18 protein-coding genes are annotated in these 21707 nt (G+C 47.3%); 9 read left to right on the forward strand and 9 right to left on the reverse strand.

From position 1 onward, the window contains the following. Positions 1-20: 20 nt before the first annotated feature. Genes HQN88_RS09830 through HQN88_RS09840 form a run of 3 tightly spaced genes read right to left on the reverse strand, consistent with a single transcriptional unit; the run spans position 21 to position 3941 of the window. Entirely contained in the window at positions 21-1124 is a 1104-nt protein-coding gene (locus tag HQN88_RS09830; protein ID WP_173110565.1) for a GerAB/ArcD/ProY family transporter, read from the reverse strand. A gap of 30 nt (positions 1125-1154) precedes the next feature. Further along, complete coding sequence (locus HQN88_RS09835) at positions 1155-2387, reverse strand: Ger(x)C family spore germination protein (protein ID WP_173110567.1); 1233 nt, start codon at positions 2385-2387, stop codon at positions 1155-1157. Between the two features lie 24 nt (positions 2388-2411). Next, a complete protein-coding gene (locus HQN88_RS09840) occupies positions 2412-3941 on the reverse strand; it encodes a spore germination protein (protein ID WP_173110569.1) in 1530 nt (509 codons plus the stop codon). Positions 3942-4462: 521 nt separating this feature from the next. On the opposite strand from HQN88_RS09840, the gene ilvB reads away from it, so the two are divergent. The 5 genes from ilvB to HQN88_RS09865 all read left to right on the forward strand — a co-directional run bounded on the left by ilvB (position 4463) and on the right by HQN88_RS09865 (position 10822). After that, the gene (gene ilvB / locus HQN88_RS09845; RefSeq protein ID WP_173110571.1) at positions 4463-6208 is read left to right on the forward strand and encodes a biosynthetic-type acetolactate synthase large subunit; all 1746 of its coding nucleotides are present in this window, start codon (positions 4463-4465) and stop codon (positions 6206-6208) included. After that, positions 6205-6693 carry an acetolactate synthase small subunit gene (gene ilvN, locus HQN88_RS09850; RefSeq protein ID WP_173110574.1) on the forward strand — a complete coding sequence of 163 codons (489 nt, stop codon included), beginning with the start codon at positions 6205-6207 and terminating at the stop codon, positions 6691-6693. Before ilvB ends, ilvN begins: the two co-directional genes overlap by 4 nt. Before the next feature lie 137 nt (positions 6694-6830). Further along, positions 6831-7823, forward strand: coding sequence for a ketol-acid reductoisomerase (gene ilvC, locus HQN88_RS09855; RefSeq protein ID WP_173110576.1), 993 nt, complete (start codon positions 6831-6833; stop codon positions 7821-7823). Positions 7824-7985: 162 nt separating this feature from the next. Then, a complete protein-coding gene (locus tag HQN88_RS09860) occupies positions 7986-9533 on the forward strand; it encodes a 2-isopropylmalate synthase (RefSeq protein WP_173111546.1) in 1548 nt (515 codons plus the stop codon). A 92-nt stretch (positions 9534-9625) separates the two neighbouring features. After that, the gene (locus tag HQN88_RS09865) at positions 9626-10822 is read left to right on the forward strand and encodes an aminotransferase-like domain-containing protein (protein WP_173110578.1); all 1197 of its coding nucleotides are present in this window, start codon (positions 9626-9628) and stop codon (positions 10820-10822) included. Positions 10823-11298: 476 nt separating this feature from the next. On the opposite strand, the gene HQN88_RS09870 is transcribed toward HQN88_RS09865, so the two are convergent. Then, positions 11299-11916 carry a DUF559 domain-containing protein gene (locus HQN88_RS09870; protein WP_246320153.1) on the reverse strand — a complete coding sequence of 206 codons (618 nt, stop codon included), beginning with the start codon at positions 11914-11916 and terminating at the stop codon, positions 11299-11301. Between the two features lie 285 nt (positions 11917-12201). Between HQN88_RS09870 and HQN88_RS09875 the strand changes: the two genes are divergently transcribed. Together HQN88_RS09875 and leuB are read left to right on the forward strand one after the other, a co-directional pair. Further along, positions 12202-13032, forward strand: coding sequence for a VanW family protein (locus HQN88_RS09875; protein ID WP_246320154.1), 831 nt, complete (start codon positions 12202-12204; stop codon positions 13030-13032). Between the two features lie 266 nt (positions 13033-13298). Beyond that, positions 13299-14378 carry a 3-isopropylmalate dehydrogenase gene (gene leuB / locus HQN88_RS09880; RefSeq protein WP_028554011.1) on the forward strand — a complete coding sequence of 360 codons (1080 nt, stop codon included), beginning with the start codon at positions 13299-13301 and terminating at the stop codon, positions 14376-14378. An 85-nt stretch (positions 14379-14463) separates the two neighbouring features. Here the strand turns inward: leuB and HQN88_RS09885 are convergent, their stop codons facing one another. Further along, positions 14464-15198, reverse strand: a complete 735-nt coding sequence (locus tag HQN88_RS09885; protein ID WP_173110582.1) for an SDR family oxidoreductase — start codon at positions 15196-15198, stop codon at positions 14464-14466. Between the two features lie 62 nt (positions 15199-15260). After that, positions 15261-15875, reverse strand: a complete 615-nt coding sequence (locus HQN88_RS09890; protein WP_173110584.1) for a Crp/Fnr family transcriptional regulator — start codon at positions 15873-15875, stop codon at positions 15261-15263. A 135-nt stretch (positions 15876-16010) separates the two neighbouring features. Here HQN88_RS09890 and HQN88_RS09895 point away from each other — a divergent pair, with 135 nt between their 5' ends. Together HQN88_RS09895 and HQN88_RS09900 are read left to right on the forward strand one after the other, a co-directional pair. Further along, entirely contained in the window at positions 16011-16559 is a 549-nt protein-coding gene (locus tag HQN88_RS09895; protein WP_173110586.1) for a peroxiredoxin, read from the forward strand. A gap of 79 nt (positions 16560-16638) precedes the next feature. Continuing rightward, positions 16639-16947 (forward strand): glycine cleavage system protein H, encoded by a 309-nt coding sequence (locus HQN88_RS09900; protein WP_173110588.1) that lies wholly within the window; start codon positions 16639-16641, stop codon positions 16945-16947. On the opposite strand, the gene HQN88_RS09905 is transcribed toward HQN88_RS09900, so the two are convergent. From HQN88_RS09905 to HQN88_RS09915, 3 genes are all read right to left on the reverse strand, one after another. Further along, on the reverse strand, positions 16948-17250 hold the full coding sequence (locus tag HQN88_RS09905; protein ID WP_173110516.1) for a hypothetical protein: 303 nt from the start codon (positions 17248-17250) through the stop codon (positions 16948-16950). A gap of 132 nt (positions 17251-17382) precedes the next feature. Further along, entirely contained in the window at positions 17383-19344 is a 1962-nt protein-coding gene (locus HQN88_RS09910) for a glycoside hydrolase family 15 protein (RefSeq protein WP_173110590.1), read from the reverse strand. A 179-nt stretch (positions 19345-19523) separates the two neighbouring features. Next, positions 19524-21680: a 1,4-alpha-glucan branching protein domain-containing protein gene (locus HQN88_RS09915; RefSeq protein WP_337995157.1), complete on the reverse strand. Its 2157-nt coding sequence runs from the start codon at positions 21678-21680 to the stop codon at positions 19524-19526. Between the last annotated feature and the right edge of the window lie 27 nt (positions 21681-21707).

The following is a 21707-nucleotide window of genomic DNA, read 5'->3' on the forward strand; positions in this document are numbered from 1 at the left end:
ATGGAGAGTTTCGGCAGAACTCAGATTTCTGATGTTGTCTGTGGAGCTGGAAGCTTCCGAAAGCGAATTACGATAAACATAAGTAGAGGAATGATCACTTGAAAAAGCGGGTAAAGTTTCACACTAAACTTAAGCCCTAGCCAAACGTGTACCGTATAGTTGGGTTCAAAGAATGAAGAAATGAAGATAAGGCTGCCGACGATAACAAGCCAAGTAGCTTTTCGCAACGAGGGAAAGATGTGGGCGAAGGCATAAACAGCTCCCCAGAAGAAGGTTGTCATTTTGACAAACAGGCCAAGAAAGAGCAGTAGCGTGACGAGAACATCAAGGCGTTCAAATATATCGCCAACCTCAATGAGCTGGACAGTTTGCAGGAAGGGTAAGGTGCTGTTGGTAGCTAGTGTAGTGCCAAGTACGGCAATGTTGATGCTATTCATCACAATTAAGAAGAGGGAGACGATGGTGTAAGCCGTAAGACTTAGCTTTTTTACCTTCTTCTGTTCGGGCAGCATATGCCAAATCATAAAGAAAATAATGGTTTGCCCGAAAGGGAAAGAGACCATGTCTGGAAAGGCTGCAAGAAGAACGGGTTTAAAGCCATTTTCTAGGATGGGCAGCAAATTATCGAAATGAATTAAATGAGCGATGCTAATGAGGAAAATAAGCAGGCCGTAACTGATAGCGATGATAGGAAGCAGCGCTTCTGTCACCCGAAATAGGGTATCTACCCCCATCATGATAGCGTACGAGGCTAACAAGAGAATGATGAACATGGTGATGTATTTAGGCGTCGTGTTCAGTAACGTTAAATTCGAGATTTCTCCGAAGTCACGGACGTTTCTCATGGACTCATAAGCAAAATAGATCGCAAAGAAAACCCCAAGGACGCTTCCGGTGACTTTGCCGAAACAGATCCGAAGGAGTCCGATAATATCCTGTTCAGGAGCTCGTCGTTGAATGGATACAAACATGAGCAATAAGAAGAATCCGGCTGCTGCTGCAGCCAACATGGCAAGCCAAGAGTCCTGTTTCGCACTCCCTCCTAGCGCAAATAGCGGGGTGCTCCCGATTTCGAATAGAATGATCATAACAACGAGTTGAAAGTTCGTAATGCGATCTTCCATGTGTCCCTCGGACCCTCCTCCTATAACGGATTACTCCGCTGAATCTTTGGTCATTTCCGTGAAGGATTTGCCGCTCATGCCGATTCTTGCGATTTTCACCTTGACGTGAGATTCGAATTGAAGGTTTGCAAAGTGCTCATCCCAATCAGGTTTCACCTGTTTCCAGTACTTGGGATTATGCTTATGAACCGCGTCTGCGAAATGAAATACGTCTAGATTTTTCTTCACAGCTGCCTGAAAGGATTCGGTCATAAGGCGTGTGATTTCTGCGCTTGCGACTTGCTCGAAAGCCTGCAAATCCTTCGGTTGTGTGAGGTCATTCTGACAGGCATTTTCGTTGATGGTACCAACAGTTTCTACGTCGATATGCATAATCAAGTGCCCATCGCTAGTTAGAATAGGCTTCATTTTGCTTGTGTTATGATCGACCCTCAGGGCTGCTTTGACGTCTAAACTGCCTGGTGTACAGCCAAAATACAAAGTTGTTCGTTTGATTGTATTCCGAATCCAGCTGATCCCATATTCTTCATGGGGGGTAAACCATCCGGCTAGTTTATCTTTTTTGAAGACAGCACTTCTGCCCAGTCTAAGCTTATTGCTAAAGGAAGTTTTTTTGAGGTTGGTAATGGTATTGTTTTCGCCTTCGCCTGAGATGACAATTTCGGGCACTAACGTGTAGGGTGCATCACTAGCGATCCCCGTCATCAGTTGATAAATGGGAACTTGCTTGAAATTCGATCCATTCTTATCCTCGTTCTGGATCATGTTTTTAATGGCAGCACCTGGCACTTTCTCTAAAGGAACAATTTGCTCTAGAATTTTGCGTCCTTCACCGCTCGTAATCAATAAACCAACAGTCTCCCGGGAATCTGAATTGCGCAGATAGACATCTAAGAGCTGGGATATGCCTTCTTTAGCGGCGTTTTCTCCGATTACAATCACACGATTGTGGGCAAAAAAAAGAGATCTTGGCATCTCTAAGCTCGATTGCTGGACAGCTCCTCTGATCGAACCTCCGCTTGTAGAGAAAACCATGACGGGCGCTTGCGCCCCAGGGCTTCCACCTGTATTCGGATTGGCGATGGATTGGGGGATAACAACCTGATAAGACACAGTCCACACTTTCCCGTCCCAATCGATGGCTGTCGCAGAGGTAATCGCAAGTTGGTTCAGTTCTTTCCGATCCCAACAGCCTGTTAGCAGCAAACAGCATAAACTGAGGATCATCAGACATTGTGCGTAACGGTTGAATTTCTGATTCACGTCGATATCCTCCGAAAGCATGTCTTAGAAGCGATCTCTTCTAGGCGGAGATGGCTTATCGTAAGGTTTATTTCTGGTTGTGTTCGAGCGCGTAAACGGACGCAAGCCTACTAACCAACGCGGAACCCGGAACAAAGTATCCTTGAATGAACTAACTGCGAGTGGTGCGACGGGCGTTAAATACGGAACACCGAAGGAACGCAGCGAAGCCAGATGAATTAAGATGGCCATACACCCGGTCAAGATGCCGAATAAGCCAAAGGTGCCCGCCAGCAGCATCAGCCCGAAGCGAATTAATCTGGCGGCAACAGCCATATTCAGTGCGGGTGTCACGAAGTTGGAAATAGCCGTAAAGGAAACGATAATGACCATGGCGGCAGAAACTAATCCAGCTTGAACCGACGCCTGCCCAAGGACAAGCGCTCCAACGATCGAAATGGCGGATCCTATGACGCGTGGCATGCGTACACCAGCCTCGCGGAGTACCTCGAAGGTGACTTCCATGAGAAGCGCTTCAAGCAAGGCTGGGAAGGGGACGCCTTCACGTTGCGCGGCCAAAGAGATGAGCAAGGTCGTCGGCAGCATTTCTTGATGAAACGTCGTGATCGCGATATAGAAGGACGGAAGCAGCATCGAGATGAAAAAGGAAATATAGCGAATTGCTCGTATGAACGTTGCAATGTCAAAACGCTGATAGTAATCCTCACTCGATTTTAAAAAGCTAAAAAACGTGACAGGCGCTTGCAAAACGAAAGGCGTGCCGTCGACAAGGATCGCAATCTGGCCTTCGAGGATACCTGCGGCTATCGCATCAGGTCGTTCAGAATTCATGATCGTAGGAAACGGGGAGTAGGTGACATCCTCGATATATTCCTCAATAAATCCACTTTCTAGAATACTGTCGGTATCAATTCGCTCTAATCGCGATGTGGCTTCTGTGACGACCCGCTCATCGGCAATGCCCTCCAAGTAACAAATAATGACCTCTGTTTGGGTATACCGGCCAATGCGCAAGGAGATAAAACGAAGATCAGGGGATCTAATTTTTCTCCGTATTAAAGAGGTGTTCGTGCGAATATCCTCCGTAAAGCTTTCCTTTGGGCCACGGACTACGGTTTGTGTTTGAGGTTCTTCAATTGCTCTCTTGTCCCAGCCTGAGGTACCAGCGATGATCACTTCATCGTAGCCATCCGCAATAAGAATGGTGTTTCCACCTAGAAGGGCTGCGAGGACAGCGGTTCCTTCCTTACTCAAGTTTAGTTCACTGATCGTGATCGACTGGCACAACAAATCGTGGAAGCAAATATCCTGCTGCCAATAGGAGGCATTCTCATGAGCGGTGAGGAGAGGCTTTGTAACATGTTCATTTAAAATATCATTTTGGACAAGTCCATCGATGTAAAATAAAGCAACGCTATTCGTTTCGGGATATGCGCCGATTTCTAATTGCCGATAGTAGACATCGGAGCTTTTGCCTAATTGATCTTGAAGCCATTTGACATTGTCCTGTAGCGATGTTGTCATAGGGAAAGGGACTTGCAGAGACGTTTTCATTGTAAGCCTCCTCAGAACTTTCCAATAGAATTGGTATTATCTTCTCTCACTTCCCATTGTTTTATTCGATCTACCTATTGACTATTGGCTTTCAGATGCATATAATAATCTTTAATCATATTTGATATGGTGAAGCATACGAATGAATCGCTATGAAGAGGAAGAAGTAATAAGGGCACTTATGCGCAGAGAGCGTTGGACTTGCTGAAACCATCGCCTTAATCCCTTAGGTACGAAGTCACCTCGGAGCTGTTTTCCTGAAACATGTGGATCATCCGCACGTAGTAGGGAGAACCGGAAGAGCACACGTTATCGTGCTGAAGGCAATGTTCGTTCATGAACATTCCTGCTAAGGTTATGTGCTGTGAGGCATATAGCAAATTTGGGTGGTACCACGGAAGCTTAAACCCCTTTCGTCCCGTTGAACACGTTTTGTGCGTGTCCGGGATGATAGGGGTTTTTCTTATTTTCATGGCATGGAAGACGATAACACGAATTGACTTTTCGAGAGGAGGATCACAATGAATGTTCAAACTGAACCAAAACGCTCTAAAGAAGAACTAATTGAGAAGCTGACGCAGCCAGACCTGATTACAGGCTCCGAGATTTTGCTAAGAAGCTTATTGCTGGAGGGTGTGGACTGCGTCTTTGGATACCCAGGCGGCGCTGTATTGTACATCTATGATGCGATGCATGATTTTGATGATTTCAATCACTTATTGACTAGACATGAGCAAGGCGCTATTCACGCAGCTGACGGCTACGCTCGTTCAACTGGCAAAGTTGGCGTATGTATCGCAACTTCCGGACCGGGGGCTACGAATCTAGTCACAGGTATTGCTACAGCATATATGGATTCTGTTCCTCTAGTTGTTATTACAGGTAACGTTGCGACGAATTTCATCGGTACGGATGCTTTCCAAGAGGCTGACATTACAGGTATTACAATGCCGATTACGAAGCACAGCTACTTAGTAAGAGACGTAAATGACCTACCGCGTATCATTCACGAAGCATTCCATATTGCGAACTCAGGACGTAAGGGCCCGGTTCTCATTGACATACCAAAGGATGTCTCCGCTCATAAAACGATATTTAAACCTGCAAAGGATGTAAGCATTCGTGGTTACAACCCTACGGTACAACCGAATAAGCTGCAAGTTGATAAGCTGATCAAAGCCATCGAAGAGGCTGAACGTCCAGTAATCATTGCAGGGGGCGGCGTTGTTTATGCGGATGCTTCCAATGAATTGATCGAATTTGTTAATAAAACACAGATCCCAGTAGCCACGACTTTGCTTGGCTTAAGCGGCTTCCCAAGTGCACACGAGCTATGGCTCGGTATGCCGGGGATGCACGGAACGTTTACAGCGAATACAGCGATCCAGAATGCAGATCTATTGATTTCTATCGGTTCCCGATTCGATGATCGGGTGACGATGAATTTGAATGGTTTTGCTCCAAAGGTAAAAGTAATCGCTCATATCGACGTAGATCCAGCTGAAATCGGCAAAAACGTGAAGACGGATATCCCATGCGTTGGTGATGTGAAAGCCGTTCTGGAGTATGCGAATACGAAAGCGAAGCCTGCGAATAACGCAGCATGGATCGCTGAACTGCAAGAAAGCAAAGAGAAGTTCCCGTTGAAATACGGCGAAACCGAAACTGAACTTAAACCGCAATACGTTATTGAAATGATCAGCGAAACAACCAAAGGTGAAGCTATCATTACAACTGACGTTGGTCAGCATCAAATGTGGGCTGCGCAGTTCTATAAATTCAAAAACCCTCGTTCCCTGGTAACATCAGGTGGACTTGGCACGATGGGCTTCGGATTCCCTTCGGCAATCGGTGCTCAAATGGGGAACCCGGATAAACTGGTTGTTTCCATTAATGGAGACGGCGGCGTTCAGATGTGTGCGCAAGAGCTTGCGATCTGTGCGATCAACAACATTCCGGTTAAGGTTGTTATTATCAACAACCAAGTGCTTGGCATGGTTCGCCAATGGCAAGAAATCATTTATGATAATCGTTATAGTCACATTGACTTGGCAGGAAGCCCTGATTTCGTGAAGCTTGCAGAAGCTTACGGCGTGAAAGGCTTACGCGCGACGACGAAAGAAGAAGCGAGAAGAGTATGGCAGGAAGCCCTCGATACACCGGGGCCTGTCGTTATTGATTTCGTCGTACCGAAGGGCGAGAACGTGTTCCCGATGGTTAAAGCGGGCGATACAATTAGTGACATGTTAATGGGGGATTCGGAATGACAACTAAACATACAGTTTCCGTACTCGTAAACAATCAGCCTGGTGTCCTGCAACGTGTTTCTGGTTTGTTCGGACGCCGCGGCTTTAACATTGAGAGCATCACTGTAGGAGAGTCCGAGGAAAACGGACTTTCCCGGATGGTTATCGTAACCACAGGTGACGACAATACGTTGGAGCAAATCTCCAAACAATTGTACAAGTTGATTGACGTTATCAAAGTTATTGATTTGAGCTCCAATCCTATGGTAGCTAGAGAACTCGCACTTATTAAAGTAAATGCTGAACCGATTATGCGTCCAGAAATTCTTGGTATCGTTGAAACGTTCCGCGCGGCCGTTGTCGATATCGGTCCTGCTTCATTGATCGTGCAAGTTGTTGGAGATTCAGATAAAATAGATGCTATGGTCGAATTGCTTCGTCCTTATGGCATTCGTGAGCTTTCCCGTACGGGCGTTACTGCGATGATTCGCGGTTCGGTTAAATAAAGAGAAACACCTAGTTCCAAAGAGATGTAAACTCTCTTTGAGTGGGTGTTTCAGCGAAGTACCACGGTAAATCGTTGAAACACCCACTCAAGGGGTAGACAAAACGGATTCATTATATCAAAGGAGGATTTATTCGAATGGCAGTTACTACTTACTATGAAAAAGATGCAGACTTAGCGGTACTTAAAGGTAAAACGATTGCGGTTGTTGGTTATGGTTCCCAAGGGCACGCACAAGCACAAAACTTGCGTGACAGCGGGTTGAACGTTATTATCGGACTTCGTGAAGGCCGTTCATGGAACGCAGCTAAAAACGATGGTTTTGAAGTTGTATCTGTAGAAGAAGCAGCACGTCGCGCTGATGTTATCCAAATTTTGATGCCGGATGAAACACAAGCTCGCGTATACAAAGAGTCCATTCTACCGAACATGAAACAAGGCGCAGCTATCATGTTCTCCCACGGATTTAACATCCATTTCGGACAAATCGTTGCTCCTGAAGGTACAGATGTATTCTTGGTAGCTCCTAAATCCCCTGGTCACATGGTACGTCGTACGTACGTTGAAGGCTTTGGTGTACCTGGCTTGATCGCAATCGAGAAAGATGCGACTGGCAATGCAAAAGCAATCGGTCTTGCTTATGCAAAAGGTATCGGCTGTACACGTGCAGGCGTTATCGAGACTTCTTTCCGTGAAGAAACAGAAACTGATTTGTTCGGTGAGCAAGCTGTTCTTTGTGGTGGTGCTTCTGAGCTAGTTAAAGCTGGTTTCGAAACATTGGTTGAAGCTGGTTATGCACCAGAAATGGCTTACTTCGAGTGTTTGCACGAATTGAAATTGATCGTTGATATGATGTACGAAGGTGGACTTGCTTCCATGCGTAGTTCCATCTCCAACACAGCTGAGTACGGTGACTATGTAACTGGTCCTCGTATCATCACAGCTGAAACGAAAAAAGCGATGAAAGAAGTTCTTTCCGACATCCAACAAGGTAAATTCGCTCGCGACTTCATCTTGGAAAACCAATCCAACTTCGCATTCATGAACGCAACGCGTCGTAACGAAGCTCAACACCCAATCGAGGTTGTTGGTGGACAATTGCGCGAAATGATGCACTGGATCAAAAAATAATCTGCGTAATTATTGAATCTTATAGGCTGTACATTCCACAGGGAGTGATTGAGGAGAATTTCCCAATTGCTCCCTGTGAATACTATAACGACATGGAAAAAATATCTTTAGCAAGAGCTTACGAAGTAGGTTTTCTAAAGAAAACTCTTAGGAGGTGACATGGTGCGTAAAATTTACATTTTTGATACAACCCTTCGTGATGGCGAGCAGTCACCAGGTGTGAACTTGAACACACAAGAGAAGGTTGAGATTGCCTTGCAGCTGGAGAAGCTTGGTGTAGATCGTATGGAGGCTGGTTTTCCTGCGGCATCCCCAGGGGACTTGGCTGGTGTGAATGCGGTCGCTAGAGCGATTAAGAACGCTTCTGTTATCGGCTTGTCCCGTGCGAGAGAGAATGATATCGAGGCTGTGCGTGAAGCCCTTCAAGGTGCACAAGATCCATGCATCCATCTCTTCCTTGCTACGTCTCCAATTCACCGTCAGCATAAGCTGCGGATGGAGAAGCACCAAGTGCTGGAAACGGCTGAAGCAGCGATTAAATATGCGAAGAAGTATTTCAGCAAAATTGAGTTCTCACTCGAGGATGCTGGACGTACGGAGCTGGACTTTATCGCTGAAGTAACAAGCATGGCGATTCGCGCTGGCGCTTCTGTCGTGAATATTCCAGATACGGTCGGATATATGACACCATATGACTATGGTAATATTTTCAAAATGCTGAAAGAAACTGTTCCAGGCATTGAGAAAATTCAATTGAGCGCGCACTGTCATGACGACTTAGGCATGGCAACTGCGAACGCGCTCGCTGCTGTTCTGAACGGTGCCGATCAAATCGAAGGCACGATCAATGGGATTGGCGAGCGAGCAGGGAACACCTCGATCGAGGAAGTCGTCATGGCGCTGGAAACACGCCAAGACTTCTACCAAGCGAAAACATCGCTTGTGTTGAACGAGATCTACCGCACCAGCCGACTAGTCAGCAAGCTGACGGGCATGGTGGTTCCAGGCAACAAGGCGATTGTTGGCGCTAACGCCTTCGCGCATGAGTCCGGCATCCATCAGGATGGCATGCTCAAAGAGAAAACGACCTACGAGATTATGTCTCCTGAAACTATCGGCGTGAAGGAAAGTAAGCTCGTGATGGGCAAACATTCCGGACGCCATGCGTTCCGTGAGAAGCTCATTGATCTAGGCTACGAGCTCGGCGACGAGCAAGTGAACGTGGCTTTTGCCAAGTTCAAGGATTTGGCAGATCGCAAGAAGCAGGTAGAAGATGAAGATATTCGTGCTTTGATCGAAGAAAAATTGATCGAGACGCCGGAAATTTTCGCTTTAGGCACGCTTCAAGTAGCTTACGGCAACCAAATGACACCAACCGCAACCGTTCATGTTCGCTTCCAAGATGGCAGCGAAGTGGCTGAAAGCGCGGTAGGAAACGGTTCGGTTGACGCAATTTACAACGCGATCGATAAAGCGACGAAGGAAAACGTGGAGCTTGACGACTATTCCATCAAATCCGTTTCTCACGGGAAAGATGCGCTTGGTGAAGTTCACGTGGTTCTGAAACAAGACACCATTTCCGTTCAAGGGCGCGGTATTTCGACGGATATTCTGGAAGCTAGCGCGAAGGCTTACCTAGACGCTGTGAACAGACTGATTGAGAAACGCAAAAACCCAACAAGTAACAGAAGCAACGTTACGTTAATATAATCTCTTAGCTTACATGGCAACCCGGATAAGCACCTCACCTCCACGATTCGAGGAGGGGTGCTTTCTACAAATGCGAAAGGATGCGTCCCTGTATGAAATATCGATTTTCTAAATCGTTGGAAGGCTTCTCATCGTCAGCTGTAAGAGAAATTCTTAAGCTAACTCAAGGGAGCTCGATTATTTCCTTTGCTGGCGGATTGCCTGCTGAAGAGTTTTTCCCATTAGACGCGGTTAGCGAAGCGTTCACAAGAGTTGTTGGTGGCGGGAAGTCTGCGTTGCAATACGGGTTAACAGAGGGCTACAAGCCTTTGCGAGAGTCCTTGTGTAAGCGAATGGCAGCGAAGAACATGCTGGTTACACCAGACGAGATGCTGTTGACGACAGGGTCGCAGCAAGCGATTGACCTTTTGACACGTGTATATATTGATGAAGGCGATGTCATTCTCGTTGAAAGTCCGACATATTTGGCTGCGATTCAAGTGTTCCAAGCCAAAGGCGCGAAGATCTATTCCGTTGACAGCGATAGCGATGGCATGATTCTTGATGATTTGTCGGCCAAAATTGCGAAGCATAATCCGAAAATGGTTTACGTCATTCCAACCTTCTCGAACCCTGCAGGGCGTGCATGGAGCTTGGAACGTCGTCAAGGCTTGCTGGATATTTGCCGCGGTGCCGACGTGTTGATTCTGGAAGATGACCCGTATGGGGAAATCCAGTTTGACGAGAGCGAAAGCTACCCAACTGTTTACTCGCTTGGTGGCAAAGCTGAGGGTGGTAACGTCGTTTACACGAGCACCTTCTCCAAAACCGTAGCTCCTGCATTCCGTACAGGTTGGGTGATGGGGGACGAGTCGTTGATTCGTCAAGTTGCACGCTTCAAGCAATCCGCGGATCTGCATTCCAGCACGATTGATCAGCAAACGCTGTATCATTTGCTTGAGCATTTTGATCTGGACGCGCATATTTCTTTGATCCGTGAACAGTATTTGGATCGGATGAAGTTCATGTCAGGACTGCTCAAAGAGTTGAACTGGCCTGGTCTGAAATGGGAAGAACCAAAGGGCGGTATGTTCATTTGGGTTGAGCTTCCTGAGCAAATTAACGCAGCGGATTTGTTGAAAATCGCGGTCAAAGAAGGCGTTGCCTTTGTTCCCGGTGCTACGTTCTACGCGGAGAGTCCACAGTACAACACCATGCGCCTGAACTACACGCACACCGATAAAGAAACTACTGTTCTGGGCATGAAAAAGCTCGCAAAGGCAATGGAATCATATTTGCAAAATGCATAAAAGAGGTACAGCACCCAAAGCCGTTGGCTTTGGGTGTTTTTTTGTGGCGCGCAGCACAGCGGCTGCGGCGCCGATGGGCGCGGATAAGGCCAGAATTGAGCCTTAAAGTACAGCGCTCCGGTTACGCCGGGAGGGAAAGGAGGCAATAGCGCCTTTTTTGGGCGCTATTGCAGTGACTGCGGCGCCGATGGGCGCGGATAAGGCCCGAAATGGGCCTTAAAGTACAGCGCTCCTGTTACGCCGGGAGGGAAAGGAGGCAATAGCGCCTTTTTTGGGCGCTATTGCAGCGGCTGCGGCGCCGATGGGCGCGGATAAGGCCCGAAATGGGCCTTGAAGTATAGCACGCCGGATACGCCGGGAGGTAAAGGAGGCAATAGCGCCTTTTTTGGGCGCAATTGCAGTGACTGCGGCGCCGATTGGCGCGGATAAGGCCCGAAATGGGCCTTAAATTATAGCACGCCGGGTACAGTCACTACTCACCTAACCATCTGAGTAGCAACACTCGGATGCAATCGATAGCCTCTTATCCGTTGCTGTCCTTCAACCGAGGGGATGAGAAGCTGTTTCTCTTTCATCTGGTGGAGGAGGTTCCTTGACTTTTTAATTCCGAATTTAAAATGTTCAGATACATGACGAGGAGTGATCGCTTTTCCATGTGAGAGGGCAAGTAGACAAATTGTTTGTTCAATGATACGTAGCTCTCCGTAGTGTTTTTGTTCCCCGTGTTGTTCGCTGAAATATTTTCCAATAAATTGCAGGATAATTTGCTCGCACATACGAGGGCGATTCTTCACATCATCATAGGAAAAGCGCAAAACTTTCCATCCATCGATCATTAAATGGTTTTGACGGATAAGCCCATCCGAGAATTGTGTGCGGCTGATCTCGCCGGCATGTGTGGCGTACCCATCAATTTCGATAGCAAGTTTCAGCCCTTGTCGAATGTAGGCAAAATCGATATAACGAGTGCCATCGCGGAAATCCTTGACCTCAAACTCTGGATGCAAATGTAGAAATTCGCCTAATGCTCTCCACCATACTTGTTTGAGGAATAATCGCTCGGCATGCCCATGCCCATCTAGTAATCTTCGCAAGCGTTCCCCCTTACGTTTCCTAGCATGTTCCTGCATGAATGCTTCATATGATGTATCGAAAACTGACAAAATCCAATCTCGCCCCTTTTTCAGAAAATAAACAAGCCGCTCCCTAGCATCAGCAAAGGCTGAACTAGAAAAGCGGCGTGTGCTTCACTACCATTTTTTAACACTTTAACACAGGTACATCGGAGTGATCAAGCTACAGAAGGATTTTGGGTCCGTTGACTTGGAATTATTTTGAAATTAAGATGGAAATAGGTTGTGAGAATGGAGGCTTACCGTATGAGTAAACCCTTAAAACCGATCCACCGCAGTCGCGCTAGGATTTATCTAGGGATCAAGGCGTATCGTTTGAAACGATACTGTGCCTGGTTATTTGATGGCAAAAGATATGCCTCCCATAAACAGAGTGACAGGCTCCCTCAACTGGCTTTCACGCACCGTACACCGCTTCTAAGACAGTTGAAAGATGTGGATATGTGGCTTCAGCATAACAAAGTGATTAATTTGAATATGGCTGCAAAGCAGTTGAATGGCGTGATTATCCAGCCTGGTGAGACTTTTTCCTATTGGCGTTTAATTGGCAGCACAACCCGTAGAAAAGGGTATGTTGATGGCATGGTGCTTTTTCACGGAAAGGTGAAGACGGGGGTTGGAGGCGGTTTGTGCCAGCTTTCGAATTTGATCTATTGGATGACGCTGCATACACCGCTTACGGTAACGGAAAGGTATCGTCACAGCTATGATGTATTTCCAGATGCGGGGAGATCTCAGCCATTTGGGAGCGGGGCAACGTGTTATTATAATTATTTGGATTTGCAAATTCGGAACGAGACACTAGAACCGTATCAGTTGACGATCCATGTTTCGGATACCCATTTAGTTGGTGAATGGCGTGCGAGTAGTCCCAATTTACATAGCTACGAAATTTATGAGAAGAGCCACAGAATCACACGAGAATACTGGGGTGGTTATGTGCGGCATAATGAAATTCACCGAAGGGTGAAGAATCGAGAAGGTCAGCTCATAAGGGATGAATGGGTGACGGATAACCATGCGATTATGATGTACGAACCTTTGCTGACAGCTGGAGATAACAATAGCAATGGATGAAATTACATAAGATTTATGGTATGCGGCGATCTACGGTAGGTGTCATTGTATTCATTTTCATGCTCATCAAACCAAGCTAAAACGTGAATCCTTTTTTGTCAAAAACGAGGGGGGAGATTTTTCATGCATGTTTATAGGAATAAACTATCAAAGCGATAGCTTTTATATCTAAAGTAGCGTGTTATCTTATGGTACAATGAGGTCAGGATATAACGATAGGAATGCTAACAAACTAGGTTTGCTAAAATAAGGAGTGAATGATTGTCATGGCTGATGTTAAAAAAATTGCGGTAATCGCTGGGGACGGTATTGGTCCAGAAGTCGTTGCAGAAGCAGAAAAAGTATTGAAACGTACCGAAGAATTATTCGGCTATCAATTTGAAACGGAACACGCGCTTTTCGGCGGTATTGCAATCGATGAGAAAGGTACACCACTTCCGGAAGAAACATTGAAAGTTTGTCAATCCGCAGATGCTGTACTTCTTGGAGCAGTTGGTGGTCCGAAATGGGACAACAACTCCAAAGAACTTCGCCCTGAAACAGGTCTTCTAGGTATTCGTAAAGCGCTTGGCTTGTTCTCCAACATCCGCCCTGCATTCATTTTCGATTGCTTGAAAGAAGCTTCCACATTGAAACCAGAAGTTCTTGAAGGCACAGATTTGATCGTTGTTCGTGAGTTGACTGGCGGTATTTACTTCGGTGAGAAATTCCGTCGTGAAACAGCTAACGGTCAAGAAGCGGTTGACACTTGTGCATATAACGTTACTGAAATCGAGCGTATCGCGCGTCAAGCGTTTGAAATTGCGCAAACACGTCGTAAGAAGCTTGCTTCCGTTGACAAAGCAAACGTTCTTGAAACATCCCGCCTATGGCGTGAAACGGTTAACCGCATCGCGGCTGACTACCCAGATGTTGAGCTTGAGCACGTATTGGTTGATAACTGTGCGATGCAATTGCTTCGCCGTCCGTCCTCCTTCGATGTTATCGTAACAGAGAATATGTTCGGCGACATCTTGAGCGACGAAGCAGCAATGCTTACAGGCTCTATCGGGATGCTAGCATCCGCTTCCCTTGGCGAAGGCGCATTCGGTTTGTACGAGCCGGTACACGGTTCTGCACCTGATATCGCAGGTCAAGGTATCTCCAACCCAATCGCAACAATCCTTTCCGTTGCCTTGATGTTCCGTTTGACTTTCGGTTACCACGAAGCAGCGGATTCCATCGAGCGCGCAGTGAAAGAAGTCTTAGACGCTGGTCACCGTACAGGCGACATCGCAGTGGATAAGAGCACAGCGATCGGTACGCTGGCAATGGGTCAATTGATTGTTGACGCAATGCGCAAATAATCATACAAATAAGCTCGCACTTTCGAAGCAGATTGGCTTCGGGAATGCGGGCTTTTTTCATAGCAAGATGAGTGGGGATAATCAATTAACTATGCTTCAGAAGTTTATCTGCTAGGGATGGGGAGATCCGCTGGATCATGCGCAGCAGCTTTATTTTGCCAATCAGAATCTCGTAGCGGTCACGCTCAAAGCCCTGTACGAATTCGTGGGCGAGCTGTTCAGGTGAAATTTTACCTTTGCCCCGCCCTGCCGTCATTTCGGTGCTAACGAGTGGTGGAATAATTTCGAATACCTTAACATTCGTTGATTCCAATTGATAGCGCAGCCCCTTCGTGAAGAGATGGACAGCAGCTTTGGTCGCACAGTATACGGGGGCCGATTTCTTGGGAACAAGGCCAAGTCCAGAGGACACATTGACGATAGCGGCATTGGGCTTCGTGGTAAGGTGCGCTAAAAGATTGCTGCATAACTGAATCATAGACGTCAGATTAATCTGGATTTCACGATTGATTTTGCTCGAGGTATCGGGATCTTGAAGGAAATTATAGTTGAATTGAATACCGGCGTTGTTGATGAGAATATTCAGATCTGGGTGTGCAAGCAAAATTGTCCGCGTAAATTCATTGATCTCCGCTGGATTTTCCAAATTACAAGGATAGGCAATAAGTGCAGGGCAAGCTTGCAAGGCTTGGTCTAAGCGATTGACGTTGCTGCTGGCAATAATTACTTTATTGCCCTTTTCCACGAGGCGTTTGGCGAGCGAGAAGCCGATACCTGCAGAACCTCCTGTAATGAGTATACAATGACCGGTTAGTTTCATTTGAGCTACGTCCTTTCGAATGAAGATATCATTCAGCATAAAGGAGTCTGTAGCGAATCTCATTAACTTAGGTTAATCGAATCTGAACTTGGTCGTATATTACGCCACTGTGCGCGTATCCGACTAAGAGCGACTGGAGTAATGCCTAGATAGGAAGCGATATAGTACTGGGGAATATCCTTGTCCAATGTACCAAACTCCTCTAAGAAGCAGCGATAGCGATCCTCTGCGGATAAGGTGAGCAGCTGCATCTCGCGTCTTTCCTTTTTCATGTACAAACCTTCAACCATCCGTCTCGTTAAACGTTCCCAAATCGGATCTTCGGCGGTAAGAGCTAATAGATCAAGGTAGGAAAGTCGTAGCAGCTTGGCGGGCTGTAGCGCTTGAATAGAGAACTGGGCAGGTTCGCCTGTCAGCAAGGCGGTATAGGAAGTGATGAAGTCATTGGCTGCGCAAAAGGACTTGATGCGTTCCTTACCATCATAGGTACTGTAATAAAGGCGAAAACAGCCTGATAGGCAGAAATATAAATAAGAAAGTGAATCGCCAGCTCGAAGCAAATGTTCGCCTTTGGTTAGCGTCGTGGCCGTAAATAAGCTAGAGAAACGCATCTTTTGGTCCTCTGTGAGAGGGAGCAAAAGATCTAAAAACGTATGTAAAGGAATGAATGCGTTCACAACCGTTAAGCCTCCATGAATTAAAATAATTATTATCTAGTATACGATCTAATTATTGACTTTCAGGTAGGGGGATGATACCATTTTATACGGATAATATAGAATTTAGATAGATTTTGAGGAGGAATTATACCCATGGCAGAACGTTTAGTTGGTAAACAAGCTCCTGATTTTACAATGGAGACAGCTACAGGTGACGGTACAGGATTTGGTAAAGCATCTTTGTCTGATTACAAAGGAAAATGGTTAGTTCTTTTCTTCTACCCATTGGATTTCACATTCGTATGCCCAACAGAAATCACAGCAATTAGCTATGCTGCTGATCAATTCAAAGCATTGGACACTGAAATTCTTGGTGTTTCCATCGACAGCATCCACACGCACAAAGCATGGATCAACACACCGATTAACGATAATGGTCTTGGCAAATTGGCATTCCCACTTGCTGCTGACATTACAAAATCCGTAGCACGTGACTACGGCGTTCTAATCGAAGAAGAAGGTATCGCACTTCGCGGTCTATTCATCATCGATCCAGAAGGCGAATTGAAATACGAAGTTGTTAACCACAACGACGTAGGTCGCAGCGTAGATGAAACACTTCGTGTGCTTCAAGCGCTTCAATCCGGCGGATTGTGCCCAATGAACTGGAAACCAGGCGACAAAAACTTGGTTGTTAAATAAGTTTTAACTACATAGGAAGGCCCCTCGGTTAGCATGCGAATGCGGGCGGAGGGGTCTTTCTTTCTAAGGAGATCGTGTCATGGATGTTATAACAGAAGAGTTGTTTTGGATACGTCAAGAAGGCAATGAGGCGGTAATCGGGCTTACCGAGCATGCATTAGAAAAATGGGGCATGATTCTGTACGTCGAACTACCGGAAAAAGGTGTGCAATTAACGAAAGGTGCATTCATGAGTTCCCTCGAAACAGCGGTAGATGAGCACGATTTATTTGCTCCTGTAACGGGTGAAGTGATCGCTGTGAACATACTAATCGAGCGAGCAACGGGAATGCTTTATGAGTCACCGTATGAGAAAGGCTGGTTATTCCGAGTCCTATTGGGTGACTGATTAGTCGCCACCCCCACCCCCATCGCCACCGCCAGAATCTCCTCCGCCGCTATCCCCGCCGCTATCATGGGAATCGCCATGATTACCATGGTCATTATGCCCACCGTGATGGTGGTGGTTATGGTGATTATGATGACCCTTGTGAGAAGAGAAGTCCATGGTATCATAGGCGGCGTATCCACTAGAGTCGGAATTATCATGTCGGCCTTTGCGGCGATTTTTTTTGCGAGAACCGGGAAGTATACCAAGCACAATGAACAGAATAACAGGAGCAAATACGATAAGCGCGACAATACTACCCATGAATATACCTCCTACAGAAGATGAATGCGTCCAGACTACTTGTCTACAAACTATCGTACCATAAAATATTCCAATAAGAATAGACATCATCTAACGAAAAAACCGTCCTCCAAGGAGAACGGTTTGACTTGCCTATTTCGCGAGTTGCTTATATTTGTTGAGATACTTAACAACAGTGAGCACGTAGGTCGCATGCGACCAAGTAAGTGGAGCAACAGACACCGGCTCGCCAGAGAAAGGATCCAATTGCTCGGACAACACGCCGCTTTCCATGGCATGTTTGACGACCCACTCGAGCGTTTTGCGCGGAGCCTCAAGGTCGGCAACCGTTTTGGCATACTCGATTTCCCATTCTGCGATCCAGAGGGTACAAATGATCCAAGGATTGCCCGGCACTTTCTCAATATCGGTGGAGCGTTGGAAGTAATAATCATGATGATAACGGGCGGAGCCACCGACTTCGGTTTTGATCATGAGACCTTCTTTGTTAGCTAACATCGTACTTACGACACGTGGGTCGTCAGCAGGCAGTACGCCAAATTCAAAGATACCGTACACGGAGCTTTCCAACGTCATATCCTTAACCCACTGGCCGTCTTCCATATACAAACCGCGAACGAATCGTTGCTCACCTTCGTCCCACAGATGCTTCAGGATACCGGATTTAATTTTCTCTGCGGTATGCTTGTAGCGATTGCTGCGCTCCTCATCTCCAAACAAGTTGCTGAAGTTCGAAGCAGCAATCAATCCCCCGTACACAGCAGATGCCGTGAAGGTATAGATCCCGTAGCGTTCTTCCCATAGATCGTAGCTTGGCTTCGGTAGGTTCAGTTCTTGATCAATGTAAGTGGACATGAATCTCGCCGCTCTGCGAATGAGATTGCGGTACAAAGATTGAGCAAATTCCAAGCTTCCATTTTTCTGGAAATCCTGCCAAAGAGCAAATAAGACAAGCGCCGTTTCGTCTTCCTGAATTGGAAGCTGTACGCGCCCGGAATGAATGTAGGGATGCCAGCTGGAGCCTACAGTACCGTCCGGATTGTACTTGTGATGCAAGTAACCTTCTGGTGACAGCACATTCGCACAGAAATTAAAGAACGGAATAATCATGCCTTGGTAGCCAGCCATGGACATGGAATAAGCGATTAACGCACCATCACGCGGCCACATGTAGCTGTAATGATCTCGGTTGCTCTGCATGATGTCAGAATCATTCGCGGCAATAATTGCCCCGTTCACATCGGTTTGTGTGCGGACGAGCAACAGGCTTTGTTTGAAGAGGCGTTGCACTTCGGGTGTGAGATCGAAGTAGTCGCGATCGATTTTGTTCGCCCAACGCTGCCAGTACACCGTCACACGGTCCAGCAGCTTGCCTGGGTGGCTGTCTTTGACATAGGAGTCAAGCTTCTTAACTTCCTCCAGATTCTTGCCTGCGCCCATCCAGTAGTAGAGCGTTTGATTTCCGTTAGGTGGGACGAACAGTCGGAAAGAGATCGTACTATCGACTGACCCTTGGGCAATGGCATTGCCCATCAGATGGCCGTCTTCAGCATCCCGCCATGTGCCTTCGGCGTTATAGAACCTTTTGACACCGGTCGAATATTGAAATATTCCTTCCGTGCCCGTACTTCCGTTAAACATGAAGTAACGATCCTTTTTATAATGAAAGACGGTATTCGTAGAAGGATAGTAAGCGGCTGTATCGCCAACCTCTGTCTCATTAATGAGCAGATCTTGGTTGAAGAACATGCGTACTTCACGAACCGTATTCGTGTGATTGGTAATATGAATTCGTTTCAAATAAATATCCTCACGCTGGTGAACACCGTCATTCATAAGCAGAGTAACACCGAGGCCGGGATGTGTAGCTGTCACTTCTGTGACGAGGGAATCCTCCACATACGCAAGCTTGAATTGCCACTCAGGAGCATTCAGCCATGCGAAGTCGCCATCTACCCATACACCAACACGGCACTGATAACCGCCAATATGGTTAAGCTGGCCTACGAAAGGATAGTACAGATCTCGCATGTAGGAATGCTGATCGAGGTTAATAAGGAATTTTCCATTTCCGATGACCAGATGTCTTGGCAATACAATCACTTCCCCACTCTTTTGTTTGATCGCGCATTCAGATCAGGCCACGAGGACTGAACGATGGAGCACAAGTCTTGCCAATAGGTTACCTAATTCTGACAAAGGAATCAATGATTCTTTGAAAAAATTCTGAAAATTCTTACTGGTCACGCTTTCATTTGGTACGGATATCCAAATTACTTGATTATTTCCTTTTGATGCGGGGAATGACTGGTTGAAGCAGCTAGATTCGAAATCACTGCCTCGTAAACGTGAGTTGTCAAAGATCCAATTTTCTTCGAGTTATATTCACTGTGAACGGTACGTAAGGCGGTAGCAGCAAGCTTAGATGCATACTGCGGTTGTTCCATAAGTTGAATGATTCGTGCGGCTAACGCATCTCTGTCGCCTGGAGGACATGTACTTCCGTTAACCCCGTGGTTGACGATCTCGGCAAGGCCTCCCGTATCTGAAACGATGAGTGGCGTTCCGCTGGCCATCGCTTCCAATGCGACTAAACCGAAGGGTTCGTAGAGGCTTGGGAAAATACAAATTTCTGCTCTTTGTAAAAGCAATCGTTTGTCAGCCTCGTCGAGAAAGCCAGTGAAGCTTACTCGATCTCCAAGGCTATGAGCAAGTTCCTCTAAGCTATCTCGCTCAGGACCTGTTCCGGCGATGACGAGTTTGGCGTCAGGGAATTCAGTGAGTACTTGCGGCATCGCGGCCAAAAGAATGTCTACGCCTTTTTCATAAACAAGACGGCCTAGGAAAGCCAGAACACGCTGCGGCACATCGTTAGGAGAGATGGCGTTAGCAAGCAGTGGATTCATCGTGAATAACGCTGGATCCGGCTTACGAAAGGAAGACACACTGTTTGGAATTACGGTTATTTGGTGAATAGGAATATGAAAGAGCGCCTTAATTTCCTGCCCCATAGATAGACTGCAAACGATGAGATGATCGGCTGCTTCTGTTAATTTACCTTCTATGGTATGAATCCGCTTTTGAAGCGGTGACTCGAGCTTTCCAAGATTACGTCCTGTTTCCGTAGCGTGAATTGTTACTAGAAGCGGGAGGCGCACTTGATGCTTGGCAACATGTGCTGTGTAGTAAACAAGCCAGTCATGCGCATGCACCAGATCGAATACGAGGCCCTGCCGGATAATGCCCAACATGAGATCGGTAAATGCCATATTCATTTGGAATACCCGGTCTAGGAAGTGTAAGGAGTCTGTTGTAGGGATGACTTCCGCTCTATGAATATGGACCCCCTCTGAAACTTCATAAGGAAGACACCCTGGAGATTGACAGGTGATGACATGAACGGAATGTCCATCGGCAGCAAGCCCTCTGGATAAATCGCAAACTGCTCTCGCCAGACCGCCAATGACATGTGGCGGGTATTCCCAAGCGAGCATAAGGATGCGCAGCTTGGACGGATGGCTCTGTTGGGTAGCCTCCTTGTTCGAGGCAACGGCAACTTCGTTTAACGGTATGACGGTATCTACACGGGATGATGCGCGTAGAAGGGCATGTTTAGAGGAAGATGGCTGAAAAAGTCGATAATGAAGCTCGGGTAAGAAAGGGCTCTTTCGTTCCAAAGCGTGAACCAGCGTGGCTAGCTCTTTGTCAGATTCGGTCTTGTCTAATGTATTCATAAGGTTATGGAATTGGGATAAATGCGTTTCGATGCGCTTCGTCGCGTAGGCGGTGACCGTATCCGCATCTAGAATAAACGTCCAGTCACTGCTCTGCGCGAGCATCAGCTCCCGCGCGGCTTGATTCAGCGCCCGCAGTTGCACGCTGCTAAGCGCTGCCGGGTCCTGGTGCTTCTGCGCAGCCAGCACCATGCGATCCTCCGCCGCATGCAGCCGCGGCGTAACCCACTGGCTGCGCGGCTGCAGCCAGACCTCGGCGTAGCCGCCACGGCCCCAGCTCGACACGGGCAGCTCTGCTACCGTGGTCGGCGCATGGGCGGCGGCGTAGCCGCCAAGCGTAGTCGTCTGCACGACTACGCTTTCAACACTGCGCGCGGCAAGGCCGCGCAGGACGGCTTCAAGCCACTGGTGGCCTTCGTACCACCAGTGCCCAAGCAGTTCGGCATCGTAGGGGCATACGATGACATAGGGCTCTTGAGGCGCAGACGCAGCCTCTGCGCCTGTAACAGTGCGCCGCTCCGCGAGACGGTGCACCTGCGCCACCCGGCTAGCGATGAAATGCTCAGCATGGAGCTGAGCTTTCTGAGCGGCACGCGCCGGGTCGTAGGGCACTTTGGCGTCACCATCGCCGGTGACGCTGTAGTACTTGAAGCCCGTGTTGATGCGTGCGCCGTCCGGCAGCACATAGGGCTTCAAGTAGGCCCACTCGGCACCGCCCTCGTG

The sequence above is a fragment of the Paenibacillus qinlingensis genome, assembly GCF_013204845.1.
Lineage (GTDB): Bacteria > Bacillota > Bacilli > Paenibacillales > NBRC-103111 > Paenibacillus_E > Paenibacillus_E qinlingensis.

What these genes read in the sequence shown, in the direction of transcription:
- HQN88_RS09885 (WP_173110582.1), bottom strand. Translation starts at nt 15,198, where the DNA reads ATGAAACTAACCGGTCATTGTATACTCATTACAGGAGGTTCTGCAGGT.
- HQN88_RS09905 (WP_173110516.1), bottom strand. Translation starts at nt 17,250, where the DNA reads ATGGGTAGTATTGTCGCGCTTATCGTATTTGCTCCTGTTATTCTGTTC.
- ilvB (WP_173110571.1), top strand. Translation starts at nt 4,463, where the DNA reads ATGAATGTTCAAACTGAACCAAAACGCTCTAAAGAAGAACTAATTGAG.
- HQN88_RS09900 (WP_173110588.1), top strand. Translation starts at nt 16,639, where the DNA reads ATGGATGTTATAACAGAAGAGTTGTTTTGGATACGTCAAGAAGGCAAT.
- ilvN (WP_173110574.1), top strand. Translation starts at nt 6,205, where the DNA reads ATGACAACTAAACATACAGTTTCCGTACTCGTAAACAATCAGCCTGGT.
- leuB (WP_028554011.1), top strand. Translation starts at nt 13,299, where the DNA reads ATGGCTGATGTTAAAAAAATTGCGGTAATCGCTGGGGACGGTATTGGT.
- HQN88_RS09875 (WP_246320154.1), top strand. Translation starts at nt 12,202, where the DNA reads ATGAGTAAACCCTTAAAACCGATCCACCGCAGTCGCGCTAGGATTTAT.
- HQN88_RS09840 (WP_173110569.1), bottom strand. Translation starts at nt 3,941, where the DNA reads ATGAAAACGTCTCTGCAAGTCCCTTTCCCTATGACAACATCGCTACAG.
- HQN88_RS09830 (WP_173110565.1), bottom strand. Translation starts at nt 1,124, where the DNA reads ATGGAAGATCGCATTACGAACTTTCAACTCGTTGTTATGATCATTCTA.
- HQN88_RS09865 (WP_173110578.1), top strand. Translation starts at nt 9,626, where the DNA reads ATGAAATATCGATTTTCTAAATCGTTGGAAGGCTTCTCATCGTCAGCT.
- HQN88_RS09895 (WP_173110586.1), top strand. Translation starts at nt 16,011, where the DNA reads ATGGCAGAACGTTTAGTTGGTAAACAAGCTCCTGATTTTACAATGGAG.
- ilvC (WP_173110576.1), top strand. Translation starts at nt 6,831, where the DNA reads ATGGCAGTTACTACTTACTATGAAAAAGATGCAGACTTAGCGGTACTT.